At 73.2% G+C, this 17,146-nt stretch carries 11 protein-coding genes; 7 read left to right on the forward strand and 4 right to left on the reverse strand.

Annotation, left to right across the window (positions count from 1 at the left end):
• Positions 1-99: 99 nt before the first annotated feature.
• From FHU40_RS06415 to FHU40_RS06425, 3 genes are all read right to left on the reverse strand, one after another.
• Complete coding sequence (locus FHU40_RS06415) at positions 100-1,536, reverse strand: PepSY-associated TM helix domain-containing protein (protein ID WP_183591400.1); 1,437 nt, start codon at positions 1,534-1,536, stop codon at positions 100-102.
• An 84-nt stretch (positions 1,537-1,620) separates the two neighbouring features.
• A complete protein-coding gene (locus FHU40_RS06420; RefSeq protein WP_183591401.1) occupies positions 1,621-2,313 on the reverse strand; it encodes a hypothetical protein in 693 nt (230 codons plus the stop codon).
• Between the two features lie 40 nt (positions 2,314-2,353).
• Positions 2,354-2,878 (reverse strand): MarR family winged helix-turn-helix transcriptional regulator, encoded by a 525-nt coding sequence (locus tag FHU40_RS06425; protein ID WP_246389969.1) that lies wholly within the window; start codon positions 2,876-2,878, stop codon positions 2,354-2,356.
• 93 nt (positions 2,879-2,971) lie between these two features.
• Here FHU40_RS06425 and FHU40_RS06430 point away from each other — a divergent pair, with 93 nt between their 5' ends.
• The 5 genes from FHU40_RS06430 to FHU40_RS06445 all read left to right on the forward strand — a co-directional run bounded on the left by FHU40_RS06430 (position 2,972) and on the right by FHU40_RS06445 (position 12,908).
• Positions 2,972-3,604 (forward strand): maleylpyruvate isomerase family mycothiol-dependent enzyme, encoded by a 633-nt coding sequence (locus tag FHU40_RS06430; protein WP_183591402.1) that lies wholly within the window; start codon positions 2,972-2,974, stop codon positions 3,602-3,604.
• 45 nt (positions 3,605-3,649) lie between these two features.
• Complete coding sequence (locus FHU40_RS28840) at positions 3,650-3,784, forward strand: hypothetical protein (RefSeq protein WP_281374565.1); 135 nt, start codon at positions 3,650-3,652, stop codon at positions 3,782-3,784.
• Positions 3,785-3,833: 49 nt separating this feature from the next.
• On the forward strand, positions 3,834-5,315 hold the full coding sequence (locus FHU40_RS06435; RefSeq protein ID WP_183591403.1) for an ABC transporter substrate-binding protein/permease: 1,482 nt from the start codon (positions 3,834-3,836) through the stop codon (positions 5,313-5,315).
• A complete protein-coding gene (locus FHU40_RS06440) occupies positions 5,312-6,076 on the forward strand; it encodes an amino acid ABC transporter ATP-binding protein (RefSeq protein ID WP_281374566.1) in 765 nt (254 codons plus the stop codon). The genes FHU40_RS06435 and FHU40_RS06440 overlap by 4 nt, the downstream gene beginning before the upstream one ends.
• Positions 6,077-6,221: 145 nt before the next feature.
• Entirely contained in the window at positions 6,222-12,908 is a 6,687-nt protein-coding gene (locus FHU40_RS06445) for a metallophosphoesterase (protein ID WP_183591404.1), read from the forward strand.
• Between the two features lie 289 nt (positions 12,909-13,197).
• Here the strand turns inward: FHU40_RS06445 and FHU40_RS06450 are convergent, their stop codons facing one another.
• Entirely contained in the window at positions 13,198-14,442 is a 1,245-nt protein-coding gene (locus FHU40_RS06450) for an HNH endonuclease signature motif containing protein (protein ID WP_183591405.1), read from the reverse strand.
• Between the two features lie 410 nt (positions 14,443-14,852).
• Here FHU40_RS06450 and FHU40_RS06455 point away from each other — a divergent pair, with 410 nt between their 5' ends.
• Both FHU40_RS06455 and FHU40_RS06460 read left to right on the forward strand, forming a co-directional pair.
• Entirely contained in the window at positions 14,853-16,082 is a 1,230-nt protein-coding gene (locus tag FHU40_RS06455) for a 6-phospho-beta-glucosidase (protein ID WP_183591406.1), read from the forward strand.
• Positions 16,079-17,035, forward strand: a complete 957-nt coding sequence (locus FHU40_RS06460; protein ID WP_183591407.1) for an N-acetylglucosamine kinase — start codon at positions 16,079-16,081, stop codon at positions 17,033-17,035. The genes FHU40_RS06455 and FHU40_RS06460 overlap by 4 nt, the downstream gene beginning before the upstream one ends.
• Positions 17,036-17,146 lie beyond the last annotated feature (111 nt).

Below are 17,146 nucleotides of genomic sequence, written 5' to 3' on the forward strand. Positions count from 1 at the left end.
GTTCGCGGAAATCCGGACGGGCCCGTCCCGAATGGCGAACCGGGCGGCGGCACCGCGATGACGAGGTGCCGCCGCCCGGCGCGCTGCGACCGTCGCGGCTCAGGTGGTGCCGAACCACCGGCTCAGCGCCGGCACCCGGCGCAGCACCAGCTGGTCGAGCACCAGGATGACGAGCAGCGAGATCCCGAAGAACGGCAGGAACACCCCGAGCGCGACCAGCAGCACCACGAGCGCCGGGGTGCTCCGGACCGGCAGCCGACCGCGCGGTGCGCCCAGCGTGCCGCTGCCCCGCGGCCGGCGGCGCCACCACATCAGCGGGCCGCTGACGCACATGAAGACGATCGCCACGCACATCAGCGCGGCGCCCCAGAACGACCACAGCCCGAGGCTGCGGCCCTCGTGCAGCCCGATGCCCTGGGCGACCACCTTCGCGAGCCGCGGGTAGTCGTCGAAGCCGTACGTCGAGACGACCTCGCCGCCGTACCGGCCCACGTGCACGGTGCGCTCGTCCGACGGCGCGTCGAACGCGTAGCCGATCACCGAGTACACCCCGCGCTCGTCGTCGGCCGCCGGCAGCGCCACCGTCATCGGGTGCCGCAGGCCGGCCAGGCCGGCGACCAGGACCGCGGTGTCGACGTTCGCGACGCTGCGCGCGGCGCCGTGCTCGGGTGCCGGGGAGGTCGGCACCTCGGACTGCTGCTGGGCCCACGGGATGTCCTGCGTGTGACTGTGCGGCAGCGACTCGTCGAGCGTGGAGATCGGGCTGCTGATCGCGCCGTGGTCCATGCTCCACATGGACGTGCCCCGCTGGCTGGCGAGGGTCTGCACCTTCGCGCCCCAGAAGTCCGTCCAGGGCAGGCCGCTGACCAGCAGCATCAGCAGGCCTACGCCGACTCCCGCCCCGACCAGGCCGTGCCGCCAGCGCAGCCGGGCACCCGCGCGGCCGGCCGACCGCGCCCGGCGCCGGGCCCGCCAGCCGCGCACGAACAGGTAGTAGCCGGTGAGCGCCATCACGAGCGCCCAGCAGGCGGCGAGCTCGATGACGTAGCCGCCCCACCTGCTCCCGGTCATCAGGTCGGCGTGCAGCCGGATCGCCGTGCCCGAGAGCGTCGTGTCGGGATCCATCGAGCCGAGCACGTCGGGGCCGTAGGGGCTGACGTAGACGTCGCGTGCCTCCCCCTCGGCGGTCTGGATCGAGACGATCGTCGGACGGTCCGCGCTGCGCGGCTCGGCCAGCGAGACCGCGGTCGAGCCGGGGTACGCCGACTCCACGACCGCGAGCTGCTGCAGGTAGGGCTGCGCGACCGCCCCCTGCGGGGCGTCGACCTTCATCAGGTCGGGGTGCAGCAGCGGTTCGAGCTGGAACCGGAACAGGTAGATCAGGCCGGTCACCGCGAGCAGCAGCAGCACGGGGACGACCACGAAGCTGGCGAAGAAGTGCCAGCGCCACACGGCGCGGAACCATCCGCCGCCGGAAGGTCTGGGCCGCCCGGGCGGGTCGGCCGGATCGCGCCGGGGCGCGAGGACGTCGGTCATGGGTCTCTCCTCGAAGCAGGTGGGCGCGCGGGTACGCGCGCGCACGCCGGGACCTCGGACGGGTCCGGCGTGGGTGGTGTGCGATCAGGCGGCGAGGAGAGGTGGGCCGCGACGGGAGTCGGGACGGACCAGCCAGACCGAGCGTGGCCCCGACGGGGCCCGCTCGGCGTCCACGGCGGTGACCCGCGGCGGGCCGAGGGCCGGTCGGAGCACCAGGACGGCCGCGAGCACCCGACGCCCGGTCAGCGCGATCAGCGTCCAGAGGCAGCGCTCGCCGTACCCGAGCCACAGCCCGACCAGCGCGGCGGCCGCGAGGTGGGCGGCCATCATCGGCGCGTGGGCCGACAGGTCGGCGACGAGGTGGCCGACCGGCAGGCTGGGCGCGAGGCCGCCGGCCGCCTGGTCGGCGGCGCCGTCGTAGGCGTCCTGGAGCGAGCCGATGCGGCGACCGTCGACCACGGGGAGACTGCCCAGCGCACCGGCGCGGGGTGTCGTGCCACCGGCCCGGTCGCCGACGTGGCCGGCGGTGACGGTGAGCACGAGGTGGATCGCGGCCTGCCCGCCCACGAGCATCCCGGCCAACCGCAGCGGCGAGGCCCGGCGGTTGAGCATCGGTGCGCTGAGCACCACCGAGAGCACCAGCAGGCCGACGAGGAGCGCCGGCCCGGGCAGCAGGCCGTCGGCGGTGACGTGGCCGACGACGCCGAGGAAGAAGGCGACGACCCCGAGCAGGCCGGCGCGTGCCCACAGCACGGCCGCGTCCACCCTGGTCGCCATGGCCAGCAGTGTCGCACGCTGCGGAGGAGCGAGGAGCCGATCAGTCCGACTCGACGGGGGCGCCGTCCGCGGGCGGCCCCGCCCACGGGTCGGTGATCTCGCGCAGCCGCAGCAGCGTGCTCCGCAGCTCGTCGGCCGCGTCCGCGCCGAGGTGCCGACGCCATTCGCCCTCGATCTGGTCCTGCACCCGACCGGCCACCTCGATCGCCGCCCGGCCGCGGGGCGCGATGGTCACGAGTCGGGCGCGGGCATCGGAGGGGTCGACGACGCGGGTGACGTAGCCCTGGGCCACGAGCTGGTCGACGAGGAAGCCGGCCGTCTGCTTGGTCACCTGCGCGGCGTCGGCCAGGGTCGTGAGCCGCGACCCCGCCGGGTCGATCCGCTGGAACACCCGGGCCTGGGAGAGCGTGATCGGGTAGCCGGCGGCGACGACCGCGTCGATGATGCGCTGCTCCAGGTGCCGGTAGGGCAGGAAGAGCAGGACGCCCAGGCTGATGCCCGGATCCTCGGCCGGCGGACGCGGCCCGGCGGTACGGCGTACGGCCATCAGGTCACCCCTTGCCATGCGGCGATGCTCGCCGCACACTTTAGTCAGTCTCTCTGACTAATTTGAGCCCGGCTCGCCGGATCGGCGAGCCGATCGCGGGCGGGGGCAGGCATGGACATCGAGACCCAGTGGACCCACATCGAGTCCGAACGGCGCAGCCTGGGCGAGCTCCTCGACGGCCTCGCGCCGGAGCAGTGGGAGGCCCCGTCGCTGTGCACGCAGTGGCGGGTCCGCGACGTCGCCGCGCACCTGACGATGACGACCTGCGGCATGCCCACCCTGGGCGCGACCCTGGGCGGCCTGGTCCGCGCCCGCGGTCGACTCTGGGACTTCGGCCGCGACGTCGCGGTCGACTGGGCCGCCCGGCCGACCGCCGAGATCGCGTGCACCCTGCGCGAGCGCGCGTCGTCGCGCTCCCTGCCGGCGGTCGCCCTGGCGCGCAACGTGCTGCTCGACGTCGTCATCCACGGCCAGGACATCACGATCCCGCTGGGCATCGAGCGGCCGGTGCCGACCGAGGCCGGCCTGGCCGTCTTCGAGCGCGTCTGGAGCATGGGCTGGCCCTTCCACGCCCGCCGGCGGCTCGGCGGGTGCACGCTCCGAGCGACCGACGCCGACCTCAGCGTCGGCCGGGGTCCGTCGATCTCCGGGCCGCTCGCCGCGCTGATCCTGCTCGCGTCGGGGCGGGACGCGGCGGCGCTGGCGCGCCTCGACGGACCGGGGGTCGATCTGGTGCGGGCCTGATCCGGCGGCGCGGTGTGGTGGACGCGTCGTGGGTACCGGGTCGGCATGGATGCGTTCGGTCTGGTCGCGATGGTCGTGGTCACGGTGGGGGTCGTGGTGGCGATCCTGCTGTTCGAACGCCGTCGGGCCGAGGGGATCGAGCGCGATCTCACCGACGAGGCCAGGCGGAGACGGGAGTGAGCCCGTGCGCGCGGCGGGCCGGCGGTTCGCGACGCGGCGGCGCGGGTAGATGGGTCGGGTGCCGCTGCTCCGGGTCCTCGCGCTGCTCGCGATCGCCGGCGGCGTGCTGCTCGCCGTACCGCCCGCCGCGGCGGTCGACCGGCCGGCCGAGCGGGTCGTGCGGGTGGGCACCGAGGGCACGTATCCGCCGTTCACCTACCGCGACCCCGACTCCGGGGAGCTGACCGGCTTCGATATCGAGGTGGTCCGCGCGGTGGCCGAGGAGGCCGGGTGGGACCTGCGGCTCGTGGAGGCGCCCTTCGACTCGCTCTTCCCCGCGCTCGACTCCGGGCGCATCGACGTGATCGCCAACCAGGTCACGATCAACCCGGAGCGGCAGGCGCGCTACCTGTTCAGCACGCCGTACACCTACTCCCACGGCGTGATCGTCACCGCCCAGGACACCGACGACATCACGACGCTCGCGGACCTCCGGGGCCGCACCACCGCGCAGACCTCCAGCAGCAACTGGGCACAGGTCGCGCGCGACGCGGGCGCGAAGGTGCAGTACGTCCAGGACTTCGGCCCCGGGGTCGAGCTCCTGGTCCAGGGGCGGGTGGACGCGATCGTCAACGACAACATCGCGGTGCTCGACTACCTCGCCACCTCGGGCACCGACGAGGTCAAGATCGCCGGCGACGCGGGCGACGAGACCCTCGAGCAGGCGCTCGCCTTCCGCCGGTCCGACCCCGAGCTCCAGCAGCAGGCCGACGCGGCGCTGGCCACACTCGCCGACGACGGCACCCTCGCGGCGATCTCCGAGAAGTACTTCCGCGCCGACGTCACCGTGCGGGAACGCACCGGCGACGTCGACGTCCAGGCGTCGGACGCACGGACCACCTGGGAGGTGCTGCGCGACACCGCGGGACCGATGCTCGTCGGCCTGCTCAAGGGCACGATCCCGCTCACGGTCGTCAGCTTCGCGGTCGGCCTGACCCTCGCGGTCGGCGCCGCCCTCGCCCGGCTGTCGTCGGTGCGCGTCCTCGACGGGATCGCCCGGGTCTACATCTCGATCATCCGCGGCACCCCGCTGCTGGTGCAGCTGTTCATCGTCTTCTTCGGGCTCGGCCAGGTCGGCATCAGGCTCGACCCGTACGTCGCGGCCGGCATCGCCTTCAGCCTCAACGTGGGCGGGTACGCCGCGGAGATCGTGCGTGCCTCGATCCTCTCGGTGCCGCGGGGGCAGTACGAGGCCGCGACGGTCATCGGGATGGACTACGGGCAGTCGATGCGGCGGATCATCCTCCCGCAGGCGGCGCGGATCGCCGTACCGCCGCTGTCCAACACGCTGCTGTCGCTGATCAAGGACACCTCGCTGGCCTCGCTGGTGCTGGTGCCCGAGCTCTTCCGCGAGGCGCAGGTCGCGGCGGCGCTCAGCACGGAGTACCTGCCGCTCTACTGCCTGGCCGCCGTGTACTACTGGGTGGTCTGCCAGCTGGTGACGATGGCCCAGGCACCGCTCGAGCGACGACTCAGCAGGTACGCCGTATGACCGACCTGATCGAGGTGCGCGGGCTCGAGAAGTCCTTCGGCGACCACCACGTCCTGCGGGGCGTGGACTTCACGGCCGCCGCGGGCACCGTCACGGTCGTCCTGGGCCCGTCCGGCTCCGGGAAGACCACCGTGCTCCGCTCACTGAACGTGCTGGAGACCCCGGACGCGGGGCTGGTCCGGATCGACGACGCCGTCCTCGACTTCGGGGCGCCGCCGGCCGACCGGGCGTCGTACCGACGTGCGGTCACGGCGCTGCGGGCCCGCAGCGGCATGATCTTCCAGGCCCACAACCTCTTCCCGCACAAGACCGTGCTCGGCAACCTCGTCGAGGGACCGGTTCAGGTCCAGCGACGCGATCCGGACGAGGCGGCGGCCGCCGCCCGCGAGCTGCTCGCCCAGGTCGGCCTCGCCGGCCGCGAGGACGCCTACCCCGCGCAGCTCTCCGGCGGGCAGCAGCAGCGGGTCGGGATCGCCCGGGCGCTCGCGCTGCGTCCCGAGGTGCTGCTGCTCGACGAGCCCACCTCCGCCCTCGACCCCGAGCTCGTGGGCGAGGTCCTCGCCGTGATCCGCGACCTCGCCGCCGAGCGCTGGACCCTCGTCATCGTCACCCACGAGGTCCGCTTCGCCCGCGAGGTCGCCGACCAGGTGCTCTTCATCGACGACGGCGTCGTCGCCGAGCGCGGCGGCCCCGAGGTGCTCACCGATCCCCGCGAGGAGCGGACCCGGCGGTTCCTCGCGCGGGTGCTCGACGCCGGGTAGCCCCGCCGGGGGCCTGCTGTGGCCCACGACACACCCGGCCGGCATCGTCGGTCGCCGGGGCGTCCGCGCCCGGACGCCGAAGCACCCCCGTTCGTTCACCCGTCTCCCCTTGGCTGAGCCCGGCCGGCTCGACGATGGAGGACGAATGAAGCACAGACCGCGCGGTCGGATCGCGCGCTGCCTCGGTGCAGCGCTGACCGGGATCCTGGCGACGGGGACGCTGACCGCGATCGCCGTACCCACGGCCCTGGCGGGGACCGCCGAGGAGCAGCGCCCCAGCTACCTGGGCAAGACGCTCTACACCGGCGAGTTCCACTCGCACACCTCGGTGAGCGACGGCGTGCAGCTGCCCGACGACGCCTTCGCCCACGTGCGCGAGGAGACCGACGCCGACTTCTTCGCGGTCTCCGAGCACGACGTGATGTGGGACCTGCGCAACGGCGACGACTTCATCGACGACTGGCGCGACGCCGACTCCGAGGAGTGGCGCTACGTGCACGAGGCGGTCGACCACTTCAACGGCGCCCAGGACGAGCTGGTCGCGGTCCCGTCGATCGAGACCACCTGGTACGACGGCACCGGCCACATCAACGTCTTCGACGCCGATTGGAAGGCGACCGCCCGCGCCACCGAGAAGGGCAGCGTCGACGGCTTCGCCAACTCCTTCGGGACCGGCGACCTGAAGTACGACGTGTACACCTTCTTCGCCCGGCTCAAGCAGGACCCCGAGGCGATCGGCCAGTTCAACCACCCGAGCCCGCAGGGCAAGGGCAACTTCTTCGGCTTCAACGGCCTCGACCGCGAGGTCGACGAGCGGATGGAGCTGATCGAGGTCCGCAGCGACGCCCAGTTCACCCAGTTCGTCAAGGCCCTCGACACCGGCTGGCACCTCGCGCCGGTGTGGAACGGCGACGAGCACTCGGCCACCTGGGTCACGAGCAACCAGGCCATCACCGGCGTCTGGGCCACCGAGCACAGCCTCAACGGCCTGTACGCCGCGATGCGGGACCGCAGCACCTTCAGCACCCAGGACGTCAACGCCACCCTGGCCTTCGGCGGCAACGACCGGCTGATGGGCTCGATCCTGCCCGCCGACACCGAGCACGTCGCGTTCGACGTCGCCCTCTCCGACCCCGACACCCGCGACTCCTTCGCCAAGGTCGAGCTGATCGGCAACGGCGGGCAGGTCGTGCACGCCTTCCCGGACGTTTCCGGGAACGACCTCGAGCTCCGGCACGAGCTCGACGTACGCGACGGCGACTACTACCTGCTCCGCGCCACGCAGGCCGACGGCCAGACCGTCGTCTCCGCCCCGATCTGGATCGGCGAGACCACCCGGGGCGCCGACTACGCGCCGCGGATCACCGTCCCCGCCGACTACCCGGCCACCGTGAGCTACGGCGCGGAGATCGCCCTGCCCGCGGCGACCGCGACCGACGACTCCGGCGCCACGCCAGCCGTCACCTACGAGGTGTACGACGCCGCCGGGCTGGTCCCCGTCGACAACGACGCCTTCCGGGTGCGCAGCTACGACGACCACTTCGTGGTCGTCAAGGCCGAGGACGCCTCGGGCAACATCGGCGCCGAGCTGATCCGCCTGGTCGTCGACCAGGCCGAGCTCGACCCCGCCGGCGTGTTCCAGTACTTCGGCAGCACCGCGGTCGTGGCCGAGCGGGCCGGCGGCACCGGCATCGCGGTGTCCACCGACCGCGCCGTCGAGCGGGTCTACGCCCAGGTGCTGCCCGCCGACCGCGACGACTGGTCCACGGCCGAGGTGCTGACCTCGACCAACGACCGGCCCTACGAGGTCAACACGATCGGCAACGACGAGCCGACCTATCAGCACTCCATCACCGGTCAGACCTTGCGCAGCCACGAGTTCGACCTCACCGGCCTCACCGAGGGCGACCGCTACCACTACCGCTTCGGCGTCGCGGTCGACGGCGCAGCGCCCGCCGCGAGCGACGCGGCCTGGACCGACGTCCAGGGCGAGTTCGTCGCCGGCGGCAAGGGGAACGAGCCGATCTACGCCATCGGCGACCTGCAGGCCACCACCCACGACCCCGACGACCTCGGACTGCTGCGCGACGTGCTGGCGCGCCTCCAGGAGGAGGTGCCGGGCGGCCGGACGCTGCTGCAGACCGGCGACCTGGTCGACAACGGCGGACGCGGGCAGTACTGGCAGGAGGTCTTCGACCACGTCTTCGACGGACTGGACATCCAGTACGCGCCGGTCGCCGGCAACCACGAGACCTACGGCGACCTGGACTACAACAGCGTCAGCGACGACCGCACGACGATCTTCGGCAACATGTTCGACACCCCGAAGAACGGCCGCATCGGGGAGAGCAACTACTCCTTCGACCGGGGCGACGTCCACGTCGCGGTGCTCAACTCCGTCGTCGACATGGACCGGCAGCTCGCCTGGCTGGCCAAGGACATCCGGGCCTCGGACCGCACCTGGAACGTCGTGACCGGCCACTACTCCTACTACGGCGGCTCGCACGGCAACGACGGCCCGCTCGCTGCGGACCGACCCAAGCTGACCGCGGCGTTCGAGAAGCTCGGCGTCGACCTCTACATCGGCGGCCACGACCACATCTACAAGCGCTCCACCATCTACGACGGTCGCCTCGCGGAGACGCCCGCGGAGGAGGCCGAGGGCACCACCTTCGTCACGCTCGGCTCCGCCGGGCCGAAGTTCTACGGCAACGTCGTGCACTGGTGGGACGACGTCGTCTTCGACGAGGACACCCAGCTCGGCACCGTCCTCGAGGTCGTGGACGACGGCCTGCGGCTCACGACGTACACCCTCGACGGACGCACCGTCGACACCTACACCGTGCGCAAGCCCCAGAGGTCGTGGCGGGTCACCTCCACCGACGTCGAGGGCCGGGCGATGGAGGGTGTCGGCGTCGTCAGCCACGAGGGCTCCCCCGACGAGGCCACCGTGATCGCGGCGACCTACGACCGCACGGGGCGCACGCTGCGTGAGGTCCGCGAGGTCCGCGTCGAGCTCGACCACGAGGGCTCGGAGCAGTACACCACCTTCGACACCCCGCTCCCCGTCAACCCGAGCGACACCGTGAAGGTCTTCGCCTGGGACGGCCTGGCGACGGCCCGGCCGTTGATGGGCGCCACGCTGGTCCGGGAGGGGATCGAGGGGCAGGGCACCGCCGCGGACCCGTACCTGATCAACGCCGCCGGCGACCTCGACAAGATCACCAACGACCCCGAGGGGCACTACCTCCTCACCACCGACCTCGACCTCGGCGGCACCACCCGGTCACAGCTCGACCGGTTGGTGACCTTCCGCGGCGTCTTCGACGGCGGCGGCCACACGATCCGCGACTTCACCACGCCCGAGACGCAGGGCGTCGGCCTCTTCGCCGACAACTACGGCACCGTCCGCAACCTGGTCGTCGAGGGCGAGGTCGAGACCGACCGCGGCACCGTCGGCCTGGTCGCCGACCAGAACCACGGCCTCATCGAGCGGGTCCGCACCGCCGGATCGATCGCTGGTGCCACCCGGGTCGGCGGCATCGTCGGCGACCACTACGGCACGATCCGCGACTCCTACTCGACTGCGGCAGTCACCACCACCGGCCTGTACGCCGGCGGCGTGGTCGCCATCGCGATCGGAGGCTCGGTCACCGAGCGGGTCTACGCCACCGGCACCGTGAAGGCGACCGGACGCAACGCCGGCGGCGTGGTCAGCTACGGCTACGAGAACACCCGGGTCGGCAACGTGGTCTCCCTCAACGAGCGGGTGCAGGCCCCGTCCTTCGCCCACGCGATCGTCGGCCGGGTCTCCGACGGCCAGATCGCCGACCTGGCACGCAACTACACCAGCTCGGCGGTGACCGTCCTCGGCGAGAGCCTCACCGAGCCGCCGGCCGCGGACAACTGGCGCGGCGAGGTGGTGCCGGCCGCGACGCTGCGCACCGCGGCATTCTTCGCCGACCTCGGCTGGGACCTCGACGGCGTCTGGGAGTGGCACCCGGACGCGAAGCGCCCGCTGCTGCGCCGGGCGGCCGAGGAGATCGACCTCGGCACCGTCCGGCCGGCGCTGGAGCGGGACGACGACGGCGCCTGGCTGGTCGCCGCGCCCGACGACCTGCGCCAGGTGGTGCAGTTCCCCGACGAGTCCTACCGGCTGGCGGCCGACCTCGATGTCGCCGGTCACGACCTGCCGCAGCTGGGCAGCGCCCGCGCCTTCAACGGCGTCCTCGACGGCGACGGGCACCTGATCAGGGGCTGGAGCTCCGCCCAGGGCGGCGTCTTCTCCCTGATCGGGGCCGAGGGGCGGGTGCAGGACCTCGGCATCGTCGGCCTGGCGGTCACCAAGCCCACGGCGCGGGGCGGCGGCCTCGTCGACACGCTGCGCGGCACCGTGGAGCGGGTGTGGACCTCGGGCTCGGTGCGCGCGCAGTCCTACGCCGGCGGCATCGCGGGTGAGTCGTTCGGCACGATCCGCGACAGCTACTCCACCGCGACGGTCGCCACGACCGGCGGCAACTATGCGGGCGGCATCATCGGCGTCGCCGACTCACCGTCCACCACGGAGCGGGTCTACGCGACCGGCGTGGTCAACTCCTCCGGCACCTCCGCCGGCGGGGTGAGCGGCTACGCCCGCAACAGCGCCACGATCGTGCGGCAGGCGTTCGCGCTCAACCCCTCGGTCACCGGCACCACCACCTCGCAGCGGGTGGTCGCGCGCTCGGCGAACGGCGAGACCGCGACCTTGGAGCGGCTCTACGCCGTCGAGACGCTCTCGGCCGGCGTCCAGAGCAGCACCGCCGTCGGCCCGCAGACCCTCAACGGGGAGACCCGGACCGTCGCGCAGGCCGGGTCGCCGGCGACCTGGCGCGACGACGTGGGCCTCGACCTCGACGGGGTCTGGGCATGGCACGCCGACGGCAAGCGCCCGGTGCTGGTCGAGGCCACCGAGGAGATCGAGGTCGCCGACCACCCAGCGCTCGAGCAGGAGGACGGCACCTGGCTGGTGTCACGCGCCGTCGACCTGCAGCAGGTGGCGCTCTTCCCCGCCGAGTCGTACCGGCTGACCGCCGACCTCGACCTCGCGGGGCAGCCGGTGCGGATCGAGAGCTTCAGCGGCAGCCTCGACGGCGGCGGCCACGCGATCCGCAACCTGGCCGCCACCCAGGGCGGCCTCTTCGGGACGATCGCCGCCGACGGCCGGGTCCACGATCTCGGCCTGGCGGACGTCGCGATCGCCAAGGCGACGCTGAAGGCGGGCGGCCTGGTCGACACGCTGCGCGGCACCGTGGAGCGGGTGTGGACGTCGGGATCGGTGCGTGCGCACTCGTACGCCGGCGGCATCGCCGGTGAGTCGTTCGGCACGATCCGCGACTCGTACTCGACCGCCGAGGTCACGGCGACGTCGACGAGCTACGCCGGCGGCATCGTCGGCGTGGCCGACTCGCCCTCCACGACCGAGCGCGTCTACGCCACCGGCGCGGTCCGCGCGACCACGGCCTCGGCCGGCGGCCTGGCCGGCTACGCCCGCAACAGCGGCTCGGTCGTACGCGGCGGCGTCGCGCTCAACCCGAGCGTGACGGCCACCGCGGACGCGAGCCGAATCGTGGCGCGGTTCGCGTCCGGCCAGACCGCCACGCTCGCCGACCTCTACGCGCTCGACACCCTGGCGCCGAGCGTGCAGACGAACGCCACGACCGGCCCGGGCACGCTCAACGGCGCGTCGCTGACGGCCGAGGAGCTGGCCCAGGCCGCGGCCTGGACCGCGGCCGGCTTCGACCTCGCGTCGGTGTGGAGCTGGGACGACGAGCGCGGGCGACCGGTGCTGTCCGGCGCCGCCGGCAGCGTGGTCCGGCCGGCGGCGTACCGCCCGCGGAAGGCGGGGCCGGCGCGGGTGATCTCCGACTCGGCTCCCGCCCGGTCGCACGAGGTCGTCATCGACGGTGACGGCACCGCGACCGTCACCGTGGGCCTCGGCAGCGCCGCCGCCGACGCGCCGGCCGGCATCCTGGTGCTGCGCACCGGGGCGGACCCGCGTGCGCCGCGCGCGGAGGACATCGTCTTCGTCGACCAGCGCGCCACGGACGCCGCGGGCCGGCTGTCCTTCGAGGCCCACCTGGGCGCCTCCACCGACGGCCTGCGGCTCGCCGTCGGCGTAGCGGGCCAGACCGATCGGTACCTCGCCTGGCTCGACCCGCAGACCGGCGGTGGTGGCCCGGTGGACCCGGTCGACCCCGGCGGATCGGGTGATCTGGAGCGGGCAGTGCCCGAGCTCACGGCGGACCGGCTGGTCGCGGCCTGGGGCGAGCGGGCGACCCTGCGGGTGCGCGCCGGCGGAGCCCGGGGTCCGGCGAGCGGCGAGCTCCGGATCACCACCGGCAGCCGCACCCTGGCCACCGGCACGCTGAGCGGCGGCGCGGCCACCGTCGTGCTCCCCCGCCGATCGCAGACGGTCGGACGACACGTCCTGACCGTGTCGTACGGCGGCGACGGCTCCTACCTCGCCCGCACCACGACGGTCCGGGTGCGGGTGACCAAGGCGGCCGGCACCCTGCGCGTGGCCACGGTGACACCGAAGAGGATCGAGGCGAAGCGCACCCGGGCGAAGGTCCGGCTGCGACTGGACGCGCCCTCGGGCGTCTCGACGAACGGCACCGTGCGGATCCGGGTCGCGGGCCGGACGGTGCGCGCGAAGCTCCACGACGGCGTCGCGAAGGTCCGGCTGCCCCGGATCCCGAAGCCGGGGGCCACCAGGCTGGTGGCGGTCTTCCCCGGCAACGCCGAGGTGCAGCCGACCCGGGCGAGCGTCCGGATCCGGGTGGTCCGCCGCTGAGACACGACCCGGCGGAGTCTCGCCCCGAAGATCCTGGATTGCCTCGACGCCCCGGCAGGGGCAGGCTGGTGCCCAGGTTGGGAGTCTCCGGGCCCGGCCTCACGCAGATCGGGCCCGGGGACTGCACCGCCTCGGGTGCCGCCGAAGATCCTCAAAACTGACGAGTTCGGGATGCCCCGGACCGGGGTAGGGATCTCTGCGGACCCGTCCGCTTTCCCCCGGAGCGGACGGGTCCCTTCCACACCCGTCGCCGTCCACCGGGGATCTTGGTCTGGCCCGAACCGACCTGTCACGTCCGTCGGTGGAAGCGGATCTTCCCGGTGGGGAGGTACGTCGTCTGGTAGGTGGCGTCGTGGATGAGGGTGTGGTGCCAGGCGCAGAGGGACGCGCCGTCGTGGAGGTTGGTGTGGCCGCCGTCGGTCCATCTGGTCTCGTGGTGGGCGTGGAGTCCGGCCGTGCGGTCGCAGCCTTCGGCGCGGCAGCCGCGGTCGCGGAGGAACATGGCGATCCGTTGGTGCTCGGTGTGGTAGCGGCTCCGCCGGCCGAGATCGAGCGGGACCGAGGCGCTGCCGAGGACGGCGGGAATGATGCCCGCCTCGCACGCCAACCGCCGCGCCATGCCGGGGCTGATCTGGTCGCCGGTGTCCAGGATCCCGGCCTTCTCCAGCCGACCCATCAGGGAGTCCTCGTCGATGACCACCACGACGGTGGCGTTCACACCGCCGGTCTGGGGCAGTCGGTCGACCGGGTAGCGCTCGATCAGCTCGCACAGCGCCCGACCCAACGCTTCCGGTCCGGGTCGGCGCTCGATGCCGGGGCCCTGGGTAGCCGCCACGTGCTTGGGGGCGGCCAGCGCCATCAGGATCTTCTTGAGGGCGGCGGCGTGGTAGGTCGGCAGCACGAACCGGCCGCAGGTCTTCCCGTCCCCGTCGTCGACCATCGTCAGCGAACACGCCCGCAGCGCGGCCGCCTCTTGCCGTTGCAGGATGTCGGCTTCGTGGGCGTCGGCCTCGTCGGGGGCGATGACCTCCCACAGCCGCCGACCGAGCCGACCGAGCGCCTTCGCGTCATGGTGCCGACCCTCGGCGAGCAGGTGCGCCTCGGCCTTGGCGAGGGTCTCGGCGCCGAGGTCGGCGGGGATTCGGTCGACCCACCGGATGACGACCCGCGCCCGTTCGACGTCGATGTCCCCGGCCGCCAGCGCCTCCCGCGTCATGGCGTGGGCCTCGAGGTCGTGGCCGAGCCGCACCGCGCCGTACGCGGCCGCCCGGGTCGTCTTGGTGGTGTGGGCCAGCCAGTTCGCCGCACTGGACGCACCGACGTCAGCGCCCACGCGAATCGTGTCGGCGTGCGCGGCCACCCGGGCCTGCAGCTCGGCGACCTGCGCCGCCAGCCGGGTCAGCTCGACCAGCGTCGCGCCGGCCTCGGCAGGGTCCATGGACCACACCGACGCATCGGCCACGGCGTCGACGAGCTCGCGCATCCGCGCGGTCGTCGTCGACACCCGGTGTCGCGGCGTGGCCTGTGCTGTCATGCCCACTACTCAAGCACCCGCCACCGACACTCAAGGGCCTGGATCCCCTTGTTCCACAGGGGTTTGGGTCACGAACAGGTCACGATCCAGCGTGCTCGTCCACACCCAATGCCGATGTCCTGTGGAGGGGTGGTTTCGAGACAGGCGCTAGCGCGCCTTCCTCAACCACCGTGACCCGAGGACGGTGGTTGAGGAGGTTGCGCTAGCAACCGTCTCGAAACCCACCACGACCAACGCGACCCGGCCCCGACCACAGCCCCGCGCACCGACGGGTGGTTTCGAGACAGGCGCTAGCGCGCCTTCCTCAACCACCGTGCTCGGCGACGGTGGTTGAGGTGCGACGAGCGCCAGCGAGGAGCCTCGAAACCACCGTGACCCGCGGCGACGGAGGTGTGGGGAAGAATCCAGCTATGAAGGTCACCGTCGTCGGCGCGGGATCGACGTACACGCCCGAGCTGGTCTCGGGTCTGGCCGCGCAGCGGTCGCGGCTCGCGGTCGACGAGCTCGTGCTGATGGACGTCGATCGCGGGCGGCTCGAGGTGGTCGGCGGGTTCGCGCGGCGGATGCTGGCCCACCAGGGGCTGGCGACCGACGTCCGTCTGACCACGGACCGCACCGACGCGGTCCGCGACGCCGACGCCGTGCTGGTGCAGCTGCGCGTGGGCGGGCAGACGGCTCGGCTGGCCGACGAGACGTTCCCGCTGGCGTGCGGCTGCGTGGGGCAGGAGACCACCGGCGCCGGCGGACTCGCGAAGGCGCTCCGGACGGTGCCGGTGGTGCTCGACATCGCCGAGGAGGTACGCCGGATCGCCAAGCCCGACGCGTGGCTGATCGACTTCACCAACCCCGTCGGCATCGTCACCCGGGCGCTGCTCGACGCCGGCCATCGCGCGATCGGGCTGTGCAACGTGGCGATCGGCATGCAGCGCTGGATGGCGGACCTGCTCGAGGTCGACCCGGGCCGCGTCGAGGTCGACCCGGTCGGTCTCAACCACTTCTCGTGGATGCGGCGGGTGCTCCTCGACGGCGAGGACGTGCTGCCCCGGCTGCTCGACGGGCGCATGGACGACCTCAGGACGCGCCTGCCCTTCCCCGAGCACCTGATGCGGATGCTGGGCGCGCTGCCGTCGTACTACCTGCAGTACTACTACCTCCACGACCGGACCGTCGCCGAACAGCGCCGGGAGCGACCGCGCGCCGCGGTGGTGGCCGATCTCGAGACGGAGCTGCTCGACCTGTACCGCTCCCCCACGCTCGTCGAGAAGCCGACGCAGCTCGAGCAGCGCGGCGGCGCCTTCTACAGCGAGGCCGCCGTCGACCTGCTCGCCTCGCTGTACGCCGACGAGCCGACCGTCCACGTGATCAACGTGCGCAACGACGGGCTGATCCCCGGCCTCGCCGCCGACGACGTCATCGAGACCCGCTGCCTCGTCAGCCGGTCCGGCATCGAGCCGCTGCCACAGCCCGACGTGCCGCCGGTCATCCTCGGGCCGATCCAGCACGTCAGCGCCTACGAGCGGATCGCCGCCGGGGCCGCGCTCTCGGGCGACGCGGACGACGTACGCCGCGCGCTGCTGGCGCACCCCCTGATCGGTCAGTGGGACCTGGTCGAGCAGCTGCTGCCCGGGTTCGAGCGATGACGACGCACACCCTGGTGCTCGGCGTCGACGTCGGGAACTCGAAGACCCACGTCGCCGTCGTCGACACGGGCGGCGACGTGGTCGGCGCGGCCGCCGGCACCGGCTGGAGCTCCGGCGACCTGAGCGCGGCCACGGCCGTCGACCACGTGCTCGGCCTGGCCGAGCGGGCCTGCGGACGGCGTGCCGGCTTCGCCGCCGCGGCGATCGCGATGGCCGGCCTCGACCTGCCGCACCAGGAGCGGGACATGGTCGACCGGTTCGCCGCCGCGGCACCGGCGCCCGCCGTCACCGTCGTCAACGACACCTTCGCGCTGCTGCGCGTCGGCGCGCCGTCCGGCGACGGCGTGGCAGTGGTCGCCGGCGCGGGCATCAACTGCGTGGGCGTGCGCGGCGACCGGGTGGTCCGCTTCCACTCCCTCGGCCGGCTCAGCGGCGACTGGGGCGGCGGTTACGACGTCGGTGCCGAGGCGCTCGCGCTGGCCTGCCGGGCCGAGGACGGGCGCGGGGCGGCCACGGCGCTGGAGCGGCTGGTGCCCCGTCACTTCGGCCTCGACCGGCCGCTGCAGGTGAGCGAGGCGGTGCTGGACGGTACGGTGCGCCGGGACCGGCTGCTGGAGCTCTGCCCGACGGTCTTCGCGGCCGCCGGCGAGGGCGACGCCGTGGCCCGCTCGGTCGTCGAGCGCCTGGGCACGGAGGTCGCGGTGTTCGCGCGCACCGCCGTACGCCGCCTGTCGTGGGACTCGGGTCCGGTCCCCGTCGTGCTCGGCGGCGGGCTGTTCCAGTCGCGCGACCCCGTGCTGCTCGACTCCGTCACCGAGGCACTCGACGACCGGCTCGAGGTCATCGTGAGCGACGACCCGCCCGTGGTCGGATCGGTGCTGATGGCGCTCGACCTGCTCGGTGTCCCGCCGCCGGCCCGCCTGACCGCACGTCTCCGGCCGCTGCTCTCGTGACCCCTTCCGGGCGCGATAGTCCGTCACGTTCTGGTTGTCTCGCGCGCTCGGAGGCAACCAGAACGTGACGGACTATCCCAGTCGTCGACACATACGACGATCCAGTTGTCG

Origin of the sequence: Nocardioides soli (assembly GCF_014191495.1) — a bacterium.
GTDB classification, from domain to species: domain Bacteria; phylum Actinomycetota; class Actinomycetes; order Propionibacteriales; family Nocardioidaceae; genus Nocardioides; species Nocardioides soli.

What these genes read in the sequence shown, in the direction of transcription:
- FHU40_RS06415 (WP_183591400.1), bottom strand. Translation starts at nt 1,536, where the DNA reads ATGACCGACGTCCTCGCGCCCCGGCGCGATCCGGCCGACCCGCCCGGG.
- FHU40_RS06420 (WP_183591401.1), bottom strand. Translation starts at nt 2,313, where the DNA reads ATGGCGACCAGGGTGGACGCGGCCGTGCTGTGGGCACGCGCCGGCCTG.
- FHU40_RS06425 (WP_246389969.1), bottom strand. Translation starts at nt 2,878, where the DNA reads ATGGCAAGGGGTGACCTGATGGCCGTACGCCGTACCGCCGGGCCGCGT.
- FHU40_RS06430 (WP_183591402.1), top strand. Translation starts at nt 2,972, where the DNA reads ATGGACATCGAGACCCAGTGGACCCACATCGAGTCCGAACGGCGCAGC.
- FHU40_RS28840 (WP_281374565.1), top strand. Translation starts at nt 3,650, where the DNA reads ATGGATGCGTTCGGTCTGGTCGCGATGGTCGTGGTCACGGTGGGGGTC.
- FHU40_RS06435 (WP_183591403.1), top strand. Translation starts at nt 3,834, where the DNA reads ATGGGTCGGGTGCCGCTGCTCCGGGTCCTCGCGCTGCTCGCGATCGCC.
- FHU40_RS06440 (WP_281374566.1), top strand. Translation starts at nt 5,312, where the DNA reads ATGACCGACCTGATCGAGGTGCGCGGGCTCGAGAAGTCCTTCGGCGAC.
- FHU40_RS06445 (WP_183591404.1), top strand. Translation starts at nt 6,222, where the DNA reads ATGAAGCACAGACCGCGCGGTCGGATCGCGCGCTGCCTCGGTGCAGCG.
- FHU40_RS06450 (WP_183591405.1), bottom strand. Translation starts at nt 14,442, where the DNA reads ATGACAGCACAGGCCACGCCGCGACACCGGGTGTCGACGACGACCGCG.
- FHU40_RS06455 (WP_183591406.1), top strand. Translation starts at nt 14,853, where the DNA reads ATGAAGGTCACCGTCGTCGGCGCGGGATCGACGTACACGCCCGAGCTG.
- FHU40_RS06460 (WP_183591407.1), top strand. Translation starts at nt 16,079, where the DNA reads ATGACGACGCACACCCTGGTGCTCGGCGTCGACGTCGGGAACTCGAAG.